We start from the raw sequence: 13,908 nt of genomic DNA on the forward strand, positions 1-13,908 counted from the left end.
CCTTCAGGGCTACAGCACTTGGCGCAGGAAGGCTTGCGCGCGCGGGTCCTGCGGCTGGGCAAAGAACTGCGCGGGAGCGGCATCTTCCAGCAGCTTGCCGTGATCGAAGAACAGCACGCGATCCGCCACTTCGCGGGCGAAACCCATCTCATGGGTGACGCAGACCATGGTCATGCCTTCCAGGGCCAGGGTCTTCATCACGTCGAGCACTTCGCCGACCATTTCCGGGTCGAGCGCCGAGGTCGGCTCGTCGAACAGCATCACCTTCGGGCCCATGCACAGTGCCCGGGCGATGGCCACGCGCTGTTGCTGACCGCCGGACAGGCGCGAGGGGAACTCGTCGGCCTTCTGCGCGATGCCGACCTTGGCCAGCAGCGCCCGGGCCTTCTCCTCGCGTTCGGCCTTGCCGCGCTTGCGCACCACCTTCTGCGCCAGGCAGAGGTTTTCCAGTACGGTCATGTGCGGGAACAGGTTGAAGTGCTGGAAGACCATGCCGACTTCACGGCGGTAGGCGTTGACATCGGTCTTCGGGTTGGCCAGGTCGAGGCCGTCGATGCTCACCGAGCCGGAGTCGAATGCCTCCAGGCCGTTCAGGCAGCGCAGGAAGGTCGACTTGCCGGAGCCGGACGGGCCGAGCACCACCAGCACCTCGCCCTTGGCCACCTGGGTGCTGACGTTATCCACCGCGCGCACCACCTGACCGCGCGCGTCAAAGACTTTGAGTAGTTCACGGACTTCAATCACTTTGGGCGAGCCTCCGCTCCAGTCGGTTGGCAATTTGCGACAGTGGCAAATTGATCAGTAGGTACAGCGCGGCGACGCAGAACCAGATTTCAAAAGTGGAAAACGAGGTGGTGATGGCTTCCCGGCCGCTCTTGGTCAGTTCGGTGATGGCGATCACCGAGACCAGCGAGGTGTCCTTGACCAGGCTGATGAACTGCCCGGCCAGTGGTGGCAACACGCGCTTGAACGCCTGCGGCAGGATCACATGGCGCATCGATTGTGGCGCGGTCAGGCCCAGCGAACGGGCCGCCTCGCCCTGGCCTTTGGCGATCGACTGCACCCCGGCGCGCACGATCTCGGCCACATAGGCACCGGTGAACAGCGCCAGCGCCGCGACCCCGGCGAACTCGCGGGAGAGGTTGAGCACCGTGCCGATGAAGAAGTAGAAGATGAAAATCTGTACCAGCAGCGGCGTGCCGCGCACCAGTTCGACATAGACGGTCGACAGGTCGCGCAGGGTCGGGTTGCGGGACAGGCGGCAGAGCCCCATAAACAGGCCGATCAGCAGGCCGATCACGCCGGATGCCACGGAGATCCATAGCGTCGCCCACAGTCCCCAGAGCAGTGGACCCGCCGCCCAATGCCGGGTCACGCCGATCACATCGCCCTCGGCGACTTCGTCACCCTGGGCGACCTGCAAGCTGCCCTTGGCAACCTCGACTACCTGTTGGGCGCCGGCCGCGCTCAGCAGTGTCACTCGCGAGCCTTCGCCCTGTTCACTGATCGCCTCGACGCGACCATAGTCGACCGCGCGCTGAGCCTCCTCGGCCTGATAGACGAAGTACTGCGGCACCCGATTCCAGCGCCACTCGTAGGAGATCAGCGAAGTCGAGTACCACAGGCTGGCGGCCAGCGTGACCAAGATCAGGCCGGTCAAGGCATGCCAGGGCCATTGCGTGGACCTTTGCAGACCCAGCCCGCGGGGGCGGCCCGTCAGCACCTGCCAGGGCCAGGGGAGTCTTTTTTGCGTATTCATAGAGAGATCTCGATTACAGGCTTCAGGCCGCAAGCAACTGGGTCGCATCGCATCCAGTTGCTTGCAGTGGTTTTTTATTCCATCTCTTTGAGCCAATCGGAGCTCTTGAACCACTTGGCATGGATACGATCGTAGGTGCCGTCTTCGCGGGCCTGACTGAGGAAATTGTTGATCCAGTTGAGACTGTCGTAGTCGCCCTTCTTCAGACCAAACGCCAGCGGCTCGTAGGTGAACGGCTGTTCCAGGTAGGCCAGCTTGCCGGCGCCGGCCTTGTTCACCGCCACCACGTTGTAGGGCGCGTCATAGATGAAGGCATCGGCCTTGCCGTTGACCACGTCCAGCACCGCTTCCTGCTCGTTGTCGAAGCCGTGGTACTGGGCCTGGCTGATCAGCTTCTTGGCGACCATCTCGCCGGTGGTGCCGATCTTCGAGGTGATGCGGTACTGCGGATCGTTGAGGTCCTTGTAGGACTTGATCTTGCCTTCCAGCTCCTTGCGGATCAGCAGGGTCTGGCCGACCACGATGAAGGGCGCGGAGAAGTTGATGCGCAGGTTGCGTTCCTGGGTCAGGGTCATGCCGGAGCCGATCATGTCGAACTTGTCGGTCAGCAGCGCCGGGATGATGCCGTCATAGGAGGTAGAGACCAGCTCCAGCTTCACCCCAGCCGCCTTGGCCATGGCTTTCAGTAGATCGACCTCGAAACCGATGATCTCGCCGCGTTTGTTGGTCATCTCGAACGGCATGTAGGTCGGGTCCATGCCGACCCGCAGGGTGCCGCTGGTGACTGCGTTGTCGATGGCGCCGGCATTGGCGCCGAGACCGGTCAGGGTGCAGGCGGAGAACAGCAGAAGCGAAAGTAGCTTTCTCATAGTTATCTCTACTTGTGGGGTTGGGATTGGCGAGGCATGACATTCAATGATCACACCTGTATAGACATGATAGGCAAAAGGCGGGCCAATGCCAACGAGCAGGTCGGAGCCCAAGGTTTGCGCCGACATGAGCCCCGCTCACGGGTTTTCGCTCGACTCGCGAGACAGTTGGCCGGTTACACATGGTTACATCGCTGTGGGAAATTTATGCCCATCCCTCTCTCGCTGTCGGAATACCCCTGTACAGAAGGGTTGCGGGGGAGCAGCCTAGATTTGGCCAGCCCAGCCTTTCCGAACAACCACCTGGCGGCAGGTTCGCAACCGCGGCAGGTCGGGGCCAGGCATCGCGGGTGCGTGCCAGTAACTGCAGGTGCATAAACAGCAGCGCAGCCGGGGCGCACAAGCGGCTAAAATTTCTCTTGATGGATGTTGTATATACATGATTACATGTATGTGTGCCCTGTCGTGGCAAACCAACAAAACAGGCTGACGACGGCCTTTCCCTGGAGGACTTCTGGTGAGCAAGCCAACCCATTTCCGTGATGTCGAAATTCGTGCCCCGCGTGGCACCCAGCTCAACACCAAGAGCTGGATGACCGAAGCGCCGCTGCGCATGCTGATGAATAACCTGGACCCGGAAGTGGCGGAGAACCCCAAGGAGCTGGTGGTGTATGGCGGCATCGGCCGCGCCGCGCGCAACTGGGAGTGCTACGACCAGATCGTCGCCAGCCTCAAGGAACTGAACGACGACGAGACCCTGCTGGTGCAGTCTGGCAAGCCGGTCGGCGTGTTCAAGACCCACAGCAATGCCCCGCGCGTCTTGATCGCCAACTCCAACCTGGTGCCGCACTGGGCGACCTGGGAGCACTTCAACGAACTGGATGCCAAGGGCCTGGCCATGTACGGCCAGATGACCGCCGGCAGCTGGATCTACATCGGCAGCCAGGGCATCGTCCAGGGCACCTATGAAACCTTCGTCGAAGCCGGCCGCCAGCATTACGCCGGCAGCCTCAAGGGCCGTTGGGTACTGACCGCCGGCCTCGGTGGCATGGGCGGCGCACAGCCACTGGCGGCCACCCTGGCCGGGGCCTGCTCGCTGAACATCGAGTGCCAGCAGAGCCGCATCGATTTCCGTCTGAAGACCCGTTACGTCGACGAGCAAGCCACCGACCTCGACGACGCCCTGGCGCGCATCGAGAAGTACTGCGCCGAAGGCAAGGCAATCTCCATTGCCCTCTGCGGCAACGCCGCGGAAATCCTACCGGAACTGGTCCGTCGTGGCGTGCGCCCGGACCTGGTCACCGACCAGACCAGCGCCCACGATCCGCTCAACGGCTACCTGCCGATCGGCTTGACCTGGGCGCAATACCGCGAGCGCGCCAAGAGCGAGCCGGCGGCGGTGGTCAAGGCCGCCAAGCAATCGATGGCCGTGCACGTCGAAGCCATGCTGGCGTTCCAGCAGATGGGTGTGCCGACCTTCGACTACGGCAACAACATCCGCCAGATGGCCAAGGAGGAGGGCGTCGCCAATGCCTTCGACTTCCCCGGCTTCGTCCCGGCCTATATCCGTCCGCTGTTCTGCCGCGGCATCGGCCCGTTCCGCTGGGCCGCCTTGTCCGGCGACCCGCAGGACATCTACAAGACCGACGCCAAGGTCAAGGAACTGATCCCGGACGACGAGCACCTGCACCGCTGGCTGGACATGGCCCGCGAGCGCATCGCCTTCCAGGGCCTGCCGGCGCGCATCTGCTGGGTCGGCCTGGGCCTGCGCGCCAAGCTCGGCCTGGCCTTCAACGAAATGGTCCGCAGCGGCGAATTGTCCGCGCCGATCGTGATCGGCCGCGATCACCTCGACTCCGGCTCGGTGGCCAGCCCCAACCGCGAGACCGAAGCCATGCGCGACGGCTCCGACGCGGTCTCCGACTGGCCGCTGCTGAACGCTCTGCTGAACACCGCCAGCGGCGCGACCTGGGTCTCGCTGCACCACGGTGGCGGGGTCGGCATGGGCTTCTCCCAGCACTCGGGGATGGTCATCGTCTGCGACGGCAGTGACGACGCCGCCGCCCGCATCGCCCGCGTGTTGCACAACGATCCGGCCACCGGGGTGATGCGGCATGCCGATGCCGGTTATGAAATCGCCATCGACTGTGCGCGCGAACAGGGCCTTAACCTGCCAATGATCAACGCTGTTAAAGGAGCGTGAGCGTGACTGCACTAACACTGACACCTGGCCAGTTGAACCTGGCTCAACTGCGCCGTATCCATCAGGGGCCGGTGAACATCACCTTGGATGACAGTGCCGCGGAGGCCATCGAGCGGAGCGTGGCGTGTGTCGAGCAGATCCTGGCTGAGGGGCGCACGGCTTACGGCATCAACACCGGCTTCGGCCTGCTGGCGCAGACCCGCATCGCCACGGCGGACCTGGAAAACCTGCAGCGTTCGCTGGTGCTGTCGCATGCCGCTGGCGTCGGTCAGCCCATCAATGATGCCCTTGTTCGACTGATCATGGTGCTCAAGGTCAACAGCCTGGCCCGTGGCTTCTCCGGGATCCGCCGGGTGGTGATCGACGCGCTGATCGCCCTGATCAACGCCGAGGTTTATCCACATATCCCGCTCAAGGGCTCGGTGGGTGCCTCGGGCGACCTGGCGCCGCTGGCGCACATGTCGCTGGTACTGCTCGGCGAGGGCAAGGCGCGTTATCGTGGCGAGTGGCTACCGGCCACCGAGGCGCTGGCCGTCGCCGGCCTGGAGCCGCTGACCCTGGCGGCCAAGGAAGGCCTGGCGCTGCTCAACGGCACCCAGGTCTCCACTGCCTATGCGCTGCGCGGCCTGTTCGAGGCCGAGGATCTGTTCGCCGCCGCGACCGTCTGTGGTGGCCTCAGCGTCGAGGCCATGCTCGGTTCGCGGGCGCCCTTCGATCCGCGCATCCACGCGGCGCGCGGCCAGCGCGGGCAGATCGATGCCGCCGCGGCCTATCGCGATCTGCTCACGCCGAGCAGCGAGATCTCCCGCTCCCACGAGAACTGCGACAAGGTGCAGGATCCCTATTCCCTGCGCTGCCAGCCGCAGGTGATGGGCGCCTGCCTGACGCAGATCCGTCAGGCCGCCGAAGTCCTGAGCGTCGAGGCCAATGCGGTGTCGGACAACCCGCTGGTGTTCGCCGCCGAGGGCGATGTGATCTCCGGCGGCAACTTCCACGCCGAGCCGGTGGCCATGGCCGCCGACAACCTGGCGCTGGCCATCGCCGAGATCGGCTCGCTGAGCGAGCGGCGGATCTCGCTGATGATGGACAAGCACATGTCGCAACTGCCGCCGTTCCTGGTGGCCAATGGCGGGGTCAACTCGGGCTTCATGATCGCCCAGGTCACCGCCGCCGCGCTGGCCAGCGAGAACAAGGCGCTGGCGCATCCGCACAGCGTCGACAGCCTGCCGACCTCGGCCAACCAGGAAGACCATGTGTCGATGGCGCCGGCTGCCGGTAAACGCCTGTGGGAGATGGCCGACAACGTGCGCGGGATTATCGCCATCGAATGGCTGGGTGCCTGCCAGGGCCTGGACTTCCGCGAAGGCCGCAAGACCTCGCCGAAGCTGGAGCAGGCGCGGCAGGCACTGCGCGAGCAGGTGTCCCACTACCAGCAGGACCGTTTCTTCGCCCCGGATATCGAGGCGGCCAGCCAACTGCTGGCGTCACGCTGCCTGAACGTACTAGTGCCGGCCCAGCTATTGCCGAGCGTCTAAGCAGGCGCCTAAGAGCCTGTTCAAGATCGTCGCGAGAGCAGGTCAGGCAAGGCGCAACGACCAACGGGAGTAACAGCCGCAGGCTGGCCCGGAGGGTGAGCGCCAGCGAGTCAAACAGGCGAGGAAGCGGAGTTTACGTGTGGTAAATGAGCATGACTCGCTTCGCTCGCCCCTGCGGGGCCGCGCTAAAGCGCGTTAGCCGCAAGCGGCCTGCCGAGTCTGTTTTCAACGCAGCATGGCCAAGCGCAGCAGATCTTGAGCAGGTCCTAAGCCGGGAAGCCTGACTCCCGGCGTGACCCAATTGCCGTGCGCGGCCTGTCTAGCGGGCTGCGCACGGCTTTTCGCCCGACAAAAATAATCAGGAAAGCGAAATGCAACAGCATTCAAACGGCTTGCAGCGCGGCCTCACTGCGCGTCATATCCGCTTTATGGCGCTTGGCTCGGCCATTGGTACGGGCCTGTTCTATGGCTCTGCGGCGGCTATCCAGATGGCGGGGCCGGCTGTCCTGCTGGCCTATCTGATCGGTGGCGCCGCCGTGTTTATGGTAATGCGCGCCCTCGGCGAGATGGCGGTGCACAACCCGGTGGCCGGCTCGTTCGGCCAGTACGCCAGCAGCTACCTGGGCCCGCTCGCCGGCTTCATCACCGGCTGGACCTATGCTTTCGAGATGATCATCGTCTGTCTGGCGGACGTGACCGCCTTCGGCGTCTACATGGGCTTCTGGTTCCCGGAAGTGCCGCGCTGGATCTGGGTACTGGCCATCGTCTTCTTCATCGGCGCGCTCAACCTGTGCAACGTCAAGGTCTTCGGCGAGCTGGAGTTCTGGCTGTCGCTGCTCAAGGTCGGCGCCATCGTGGCGATGATCGCGGCAGGCTTCGGCATCATGCTCTATGGCCTGGGCAGCGCCGAGGGCGGCAGTGCGGCTACCGGCATCCACAACCTGTGGGCGCATGGCGGTTTTATGCCCAACGGCATCGGCGGCCTCATCGCCTCCTTCGCCGTGGTCATGTTCGCCTTCGGCGGCGTCGAGATCATCGGCATCACCGCCGGTGAGGCGAAGAACCCGCAACAGGTCATCCCGCGGGCGATCAACGCGGTGCCTGCGCGCATCCTGCTGTTCTACGTGCTGACCCTGTTCGTGCTGATGGCGATCTACCCCTGGCCGCAGATCGGCAGCCAGGGCAGCCCCTTCGTGCAGATATTCGACAGCCTGGGCATCGCCTCGGCGGCGACCATCCTCAATATCGTGGTGATTTCGGCCGCCGTCTCCGCCATCAACAGCGACATCTTCGGCGCCGGGCGGATGATGTACGGCATGGCTCGTCAGGGGCAGGCCCCAGCAGGCTTCGCGCGCCTGTCGCGCCAGGGTGTACCCTGGATGACGGTGCTGGTGATGGGCGGCGCTCTACTGATCGGTGTGTTGCTCAACTACCTGATTCCGGAAAACGTGTTCCTGCTGATCGCCTCGATCGCCACCTTCGCCACCGTCTGGGTGTGGCTGATGATTCTCCTGTCGCAGGTCGCCATGCGCCGTAACATGAACGAGGAAGAGGTCGCCGCGCTGAAGTTCCGGGTGCCGTTCTGGCCTTTCGCGCCGGCCGCGGCCATCGTCTTCATGCTGTTCATCTTCGGCGTGCTCGGCTATTTCCCCGATTCGCGCATGGCCTTGTATGTCGGTGCCATGTGGATTGCCCTGCTGTCTATCGGTTACTGGCTGTGGGTCAGGCCGGCAGTAGCCAAGCAGGCAGGGGCGCCCTCGAACCTGTTCTCCACGCATAGATAAGCAAGCGGAGTGTTCCGATGAAATCTCTCTGGCACCACTGTCACGCCGCGACCATGGCCGGCGGGCGTTACTCGAGCATCGAGGATGCGGCGCTGGTCACCCTCGGTGAGCGCATCGAATGGATCGGCCCGCGCGCCGAGCTGCCGGCCGGCGACTATGCCAAGACCATCGACCTCGGCGGCGCCTGGCTTACCCCCGGGCTGATCGACTGCCACACCCACACGGTGTTCGGCGGTAACCGCAGCGGCGAGTTCGAGCAGCGCCTCGAAGGTGTCAGCTATGCCGAGATCGCGGCGGCCGGTGGCGGTATCGCCAGCACCGTGCGCGCCACCCGTACGGCCAGCGAGGACGAGCTGCTGGCCAGTGCGAGCAAGCGCCTGCGCAGCCTGCTGCGTGACGGCGTGACCACCGTGGAGATCAAGTCCGGCTACGGCCTCGACCTGGCCAGCGAACGCAAGATGTTGCGAGTGATCCGCCGCCTCGGCGAGACCCTGCCGGTCACTGTGCGCAGCACCTGTCTGGCGGCCCATGCGTTGCCACCGGAATACGCCGAACGCGCCGACGACTACATTGCGCATATCTGCGCCGAGATGCTCCCGGCCCTGGCGGCGGAAGGGTTGGTCGATGCGGTCGATGCCTTCTGCGAGTACCTGGCGTTTTCGCCGGCGCAGGTCGAGCGGGTGTTCATCGCCGCCCGCGCGCTGGGCCTGCCGGTCAAGCTGCATGCCGAGCAATTGTCATCCCTCGGTGGCTCCAGCCTGGCGGCGCGCTATCAGGCATTGTCGGCCGATCACCTGGAATTCATGACCGAGGGCGACGCCCAGGCCATGGCTGCTGCCGGCACCGTGGCGGTGCTACTGCCCGGCGCGTTCTACTTCCTGCGCGAGACCCAGCTGCCGCCGATGGCGGCGCTGCGCAAACATGGCGTGGCGCTGGCGATTGCCAGCGACCTCAACCCCGGCACCTCGCCGGCGCTGTCCCTGCGGCTGATGTTGAACATGGCCTGCACGCTGTTTCGCATGACCCCGGAAGAGGCGCTGGCCGGTGTCACCGTGCACGCAGCCAAGGCCCTGGGTCTGGCCGACAGTCACGGCAGCCTGGAGCCTGGCAAGGTCGCCGACTTCGTCGCCTGGGACATCGCCCGGCCGGCGGAGCTGTCCTACTGGCTCGGTGGCGAGCTGCCCAAACGCGTGGTCCGCCATGGCGAGGAGCTTATAAATGTCTGACTTGGCGATGTCTGAGATCAAAGATGCTTTCGAATTCAGCCGTGGCCACGTGCCGCTGCTGATCAGCATGCCGCACGCCGGCACCCGTCTGACCCCGGCCGTAGAGGCTGGCTTGGTTGCGCAGGCCCGCAGCCTGCCGGACACCGACTGGAACATCCCCAGGCTTTACGACTTTGCCGCCGAGCTGGGCGCCAGTACCCTGGCGGCCGGGTATTCGCGCTATGTGGTCGACCTCAATCGACCGGCCGATGACAAGCCTTTGTACGCCGGCGCGACCACTGGGCTGTATCCCTCGACGCTATTCGATGGCACGCCGTTGTTCCATGAGGGCGGCGTGCCTTCGAGCGAAGAGCGGGCCCGCTACCTGGCCGAGGTCTGGATGCCCTATCACCGTACCCTGGCCACTGAACTGGCGCGGTTGCGTGACGAGTTCGGCTACGCCTTGCTGTTCGATGCCCACTCGATCTGCTCGCAGGTGCCGCACCTGTTCGATGGCCGCCTGCCGGACTTCAACCTCGGCACCCATTCCGGTGCCAGCTGCGACCCGCAACTGGCGCAACGGCTCAAGCAAGTCTGCGCCGCAGCCCCACAGTACAGCCATGTGCTCAACGGGCGCTTCAAGGGCGGTCATATCACCCGCTATTACGGCCAGCCCGAAAACAATATCCATGCGGTCCAGCTGGAGCTGGCGCAGTGCATCTACATGGACGAGGCCGAGCCCTTCGCCTTCCGCGAAGAGCTTGCTGCCGATGCCCGCGTGGTCTTGCGCAAACTGCTGGAAACCTACCTGGCATGGGGCCAGGAAGCTCATTCGACGAGGACCTCACAATGAAGGCCAAGCTGCACTTCACCCCCGGCCAGCTGAGCCTGGAGCAACTGCGTCAGGTGTACCGTGAGCCGGTCTCCGTGACCCTGGATCCGGCCTGCTATGCCGACGTCAAGGCGTCTATTGCGACCGTGGCCGATATCATCGCCAGCGAGCGCACCGTCTACGGCATCAACACCGGCTTCGGCCTGCTCGCCCGCACCTCTATCCCCACCGAATCGCTGAGCACCCTGCAGCGCAACCTGGTGTTGTCGCACAGCTGCGGCACCGGTCCGCTGCTGGATGACGCCAGCGTGCGACTGATCATGGTGCTGAAAGTCGGCTCCATGGCTCGCGGCTTCTCCGGCATCAGCGTCGAGGTGTTGGAGGCGCTGCTGAAGCTGCTCGAACTGGAGATCTACCCATGCATCCCCTCGCAGGGCTCGGTAGGGGCCTCCGGCGATCTGGCGCCGCTGGCGCACCTGGCGGCCACTCTGCTCGGCGAGGGCCAGATGCGCCATCGGGGCGAGCTACTCAGTGCCCGTGATGGCCTCAAACTGGCTGGGCTGGAACCCATGACCCTCGGCCCGAAGGAGGGGCTGGCGCTGCTCAACGGCACCCAGGTTTCCACCGCGTTGGCCCTGCGCGGCCTGTTCGCCGCCGAGCAGCTGTTCGCCGCCGCAGTGGTTGCCGGTGCGCTGACGGTGGACGCGCTGAAAGGCTCCGACGTGCCCTTCGACCCACGCATCCAGGCCGTGCGTGGTCAGCCCGGGCAGATCGCGGTGGCGGCCTTCTACCGCGACCTGCTGGCCGGCAGCCAGATCCGCCATTCGCACCTTGACTGCAAGCGCGTGCAGGACCCGTACTCGCTGCGCTGCCAGCCGCAGGTGATGGGTGCGTGCCTGGATCATCTGCGCTTCGCCGCCGGAGTCTTCCTGCGTGAGGCCAATGCGGTATCGGATAACCCGCTGGTGTTCGCCGACTCCGGCGATGTGCTGTCCGGCGGCAACTTCCACGCCGAACCGGTGGCCATGGCCGCCGACGTGCTGGCCCTGGCGATTGCCGAGATCGGTGCGCTGTCCGAACGGCGCATCGCCCAACTGGTCGACCCGGCGCTCTCGGGCTTGCCGGCGTTCCTGGTGGTAGAGGGCGGCCTGAACTCCGGCTTCATGATCGCCCAGGTGACGGCTGCGGCGCTGGCTTCGGAGAACAAGAGCCTGGCCCACCCGGCCTCGGTGGACAGCCTGCCGACTTCGGCGAACCAGGAGGACCACGTGTCGATGGCGACTTTCGCCGCCCGGCGTCTGGCCGATATGGCCGGCAACAGCGCCGGGGTGGTGGCGATTGAGGTGCTTGCCGCCGCCCAGGGCCTGGACTTCCATCGGCCGATGACGACTTCGCAGAAGCTCGAAGAAGTGATGGCGCTGATCCGTGCCGAGGTGCCGCGTTACGACGTAGACCGCTACTTCGCCCCGGATATCGTCGCGTCGCGGGCCTGGGTCGAGGGCGGGGCGTTCCAGCGCTGGTTGCCGGCACAGGCGTTGTACCAAGGCTGAGCCTGGTGTGTGCTGCCTCTGAATGTAGGAGCGAGCTCTGCTCGCGATGCTTTTGTGCCGTGCCCGATCGCGAGTAGAACTCGCTCCTACAAGAGCAAAGGTCCAGTGTGCTGGCCGAGCACCCTACGGGTTATTTATTCCCAGCTCAGCCGCGCCAGCTGCCACTCGTCGTCATCGCTCCACCATTCCAGCTTCACGCTGTAGTGCCCGGCGCTATCCGGGATCAGCCCTTCGGCGCCGGTCAGGGCGACCTGCGCTTCGCTGTAGCCTTTGTCGCGGTAGATTGGGTCGATGCGGCTACTCTTGCTCAGGGCGATCACCTTGACGTTCTTGTGGCGCATGAACAGCAACAGCATGGTGCGCTTGGCCCAGTCGCGATCGAACTGTTGCTGGGCGCGGAACTCCGGGTGCAATTGATCGAGCACGGTGCTGGTCTGTTTTGCCTCGAGATTGTCCTGCAGTTGCTGCACCGCAGCTTCCAGCTCCGCTTGCGGATCATCGCGGCCACAGCCGGCCAGCAGGGCGAAAATCAGTAACAGGGGCAGGGTAAATATCCGTGGCGACATGCTGAACTCCCTTTTCATGGTTATGATGCCCGGCAGAGCATCAGAGCGGCGCCCAACAGGCACCGTAGGTAAAAACAAGGGAGCGCACCATGCAGACTTTGTATCCGGAGATTAAGCCCCACGCCCGCCATGATTTGGCCGTGGGGGAGCCGCATGTACTCTACGTCGACGAGAGCGGCTCGCCGGATGGTTTACCCGTAGTCTTTATCCACGGCGGCCCAGGCGCGGGCTGTGACGCGCTGAGTCGACGGTTCTTCGATCCCAACCTGTATCGCATCATCACCTTCGATCAGCGCGGTTGCGGCCGTTCCACCCCGCACGCCAGCCTGGAGAACAACAGCACCTGGCATCTGGTGGAGGATCTGGAACGCATCCGCGAGCACCTGGGCATCGACAAATGGGTGCTGTTCGGTGGCTCCTGGGGTTCGACCTTGTCGCTGGCCTACGCGCAGACCCATCCCGAGCGTGTGCACGCGTTGATCCTGCGTGGCATCTTCCTCTGCCGCCCGCAGGAGATTCACTGGTTCTATCAGGAGGGTGCCAGCCGGCTGTTTCCGGATTACTGGCAGGATTACCTGGCGCCGATTCCGCCGGAAGAGCGTGGTGAGCTGGTGCAAGCCTTCTACAAGCGCCTGACCGGTGCGGACCAGATTGCCCAGATGCACGCGGCCAAGGCCTGGTCGACCTGGGAAGGGCGCACCGCGACGCTGCGTCCCAATCCGCAGCTGGTCGACCATTTCTCCGAGCCGAATCGCGCCCTGTCGATTGCGCGGATCGAATGCCACTACTTCATCAACAATGCCTTCCTCGAGCCGGATCAACTGATCCGCGACATGCCGAAGATCGCCCATCTGCCGAGCATCATCGTGCATGGCCGCTACGACGTGGTCTGCCCCCTGGATAACGCCTGGGAGCTGCACCAGGCCTGGCCGAACAGCGAGCTGCAAGTGATCCGCGACGCCGGCCATGCGGCCTCCGAGCCGGGCATCACCGATGCGTTGGTGCGTGCGGCCAACCAGATCGCCCGCCGTCTGCTCAAATTGCCACCTGAAGAAGTATGAAAGGGCTGATTCAACGCGTGCGCGGGGCGCGGGTCGAAGTGGCGGGCGAGATCGTCGGCGCCATCGACCAGGGCCTGCTGGTACTGGTCGGAGTCGAGCCGCAGGACACCCAGGCAAGTACCGACAAACTGCTGCACAAATTGCTCAACTACCGGGTGTTCAGCGACGCCGAAGGCAAGATGAACCTGTCGCTCAGCGATATCGGCGGCGGTTTGCTGCTGGTCTCGCAATTCACCCTGGCCGCCGACACCAACAGTGGTCTGCGCCCGAGCTTTTCCACTGCGGCACCGCCGGCGCAAGGCGCGGCCTTGTTCGATTACCTGGTCACGCGGGCGCGGCACAAGCATCCGCAGGTCGCAATCGGGCAATTCGGTGCGGATATGCAGGTGCATCTGATCAACGATGGGCCGGTGACCTTCCTGCTGGAAACCTGATGGCGCCGGGATGATCGCGGACTTGCGTGATGCAGGCTCGCCAGCCACGCTTTCGGCGGTTAGCATGCGCTCCCAAGGCCTGCGGGCTTGGGCATTTACCCCAGACAATC

The 13,908-nt window shown here is 64.5% G+C and carries 12 protein-coding genes; 8 read left to right on the forward strand and 4 right to left on the reverse strand.

Annotated elements, in window-relative coordinates; translation table 11 throughout:
• Positions 1-9 precede the first annotated feature (9 nt).
• From D3879_RS07435 to D3879_RS07445, 3 genes are all read right to left on the reverse strand, one after another.
• The gene (locus D3879_RS07435) at positions 10-744 is read right to left on the reverse strand and encodes an amino acid ABC transporter ATP-binding protein (protein ID WP_119953415.1); all 735 of its coding nucleotides are present in this window, start codon (positions 742-744) and stop codon (positions 10-12) included.
• Complete coding sequence (locus D3879_RS07440; RefSeq protein WP_119953416.1) at positions 737-1,759, reverse strand: amino acid ABC transporter permease; 1,023 nt, start codon at positions 1,757-1,759, stop codon at positions 737-739. Before D3879_RS07440 ends, D3879_RS07435 begins: the two co-directional genes overlap by 8 nt.
• A gap of 74 nt (positions 1,760-1,833) precedes the next feature.
• On the reverse strand, positions 1,834-2,628 hold the full coding sequence (locus D3879_RS07445; protein ID WP_119953417.1) for a transporter substrate-binding domain-containing protein: 795 nt from the start codon (positions 2,626-2,628) through the stop codon (positions 1,834-1,836).
• A 517-nt stretch (positions 2,629-3,145) separates the two neighbouring features.
• On the opposite strand from D3879_RS07445, the gene hutU reads away from it, so the two are divergent.
• The 6 genes from hutU to hutH (D3879_RS07475) all read left to right on the forward strand — a co-directional run bounded on the left by hutU (position 3,146) and on the right by hutH (D3879_RS07475) (position 11,737).
• On the forward strand, positions 3,146-4,831 hold the full coding sequence (hutU, locus tag D3879_RS07450; protein WP_119953418.1) for a urocanate hydratase: 1,686 nt from the start codon (positions 3,146-3,148) through the stop codon (positions 4,829-4,831).
• Between the two features lie 2 nt (positions 4,832-4,833).
• Positions 4,834-6,366, forward strand: coding sequence for a histidine ammonia-lyase (gene hutH / locus D3879_RS07455; protein WP_119953419.1), 1,533 nt, complete (start codon positions 4,834-4,836; stop codon positions 6,364-6,366).
• 371 nt (positions 6,367-6,737) lie between these two features.
• Positions 6,738-8,150, forward strand: a complete 1,413-nt coding sequence (locus D3879_RS07460) for an amino acid permease (protein WP_119953420.1) — start codon at positions 6,738-6,740, stop codon at positions 8,148-8,150.
• 17 nt (positions 8,151-8,167) lie between these two features.
• The gene (gene hutI / locus D3879_RS07465; RefSeq protein WP_119953421.1) at positions 8,168-9,376 is read left to right on the forward strand and encodes an imidazolonepropionase; all 1,209 of its coding nucleotides are present in this window, start codon (positions 8,168-8,170) and stop codon (positions 9,374-9,376) included.
• Positions 9,377-9,383: 7 nt separating this feature from the next.
• Positions 9,384-10,208 (forward strand): N-formylglutamate deformylase, encoded by an 825-nt coding sequence (gene hutG, locus D3879_RS07470; protein ID WP_119954917.1) that lies wholly within the window; start codon positions 9,384-9,386, stop codon positions 10,206-10,208.
• Positions 10,205-11,737 (forward strand): histidine ammonia-lyase, encoded by a 1,533-nt coding sequence (hutH, locus tag D3879_RS07475; RefSeq protein WP_119953422.1) that lies wholly within the window; start codon positions 10,205-10,207, stop codon positions 11,735-11,737. Before hutG ends, hutH (D3879_RS07475) begins: the two co-directional genes overlap by 4 nt.
• A 134-nt stretch (positions 11,738-11,871) precedes the next feature.
• Here the strand turns inward: hutH (D3879_RS07475) and D3879_RS07480 are convergent, their stop codons facing one another.
• On the reverse strand, positions 11,872-12,303 hold the full coding sequence (locus D3879_RS07480; protein ID WP_119953423.1) for a hypothetical protein: 432 nt from the start codon (positions 12,301-12,303) through the stop codon (positions 11,872-11,874).
• 89 nt (positions 12,304-12,392) lie between these two features.
• Between D3879_RS07480 and pip the strand changes: the two genes are divergently transcribed.
• A complete protein-coding gene (pip, locus tag D3879_RS07485; protein ID WP_119953424.1) occupies positions 12,393-13,364 on the forward strand; it encodes a prolyl aminopeptidase in 972 nt (323 codons plus the stop codon).
• Positions 13,361-13,798 carry a D-aminoacyl-tRNA deacylase gene (gene dtd / locus D3879_RS07490; protein ID WP_119953425.1) on the forward strand — a complete coding sequence of 146 codons (438 nt, stop codon included), beginning with the start codon at positions 13,361-13,363 and terminating at the stop codon, positions 13,796-13,798. Before pip ends, dtd begins: the two co-directional genes overlap by 4 nt.
• Positions 13,799-13,908 lie beyond the last annotated feature (110 nt).

It is taken from the genome of Pseudomonas cavernicola (assembly GCF_003596405.1).
Lineage (GTDB): Bacteria > Pseudomonadota > Gammaproteobacteria > Pseudomonadales > Pseudomonadaceae > Aquipseudomonas > Aquipseudomonas cavernicola.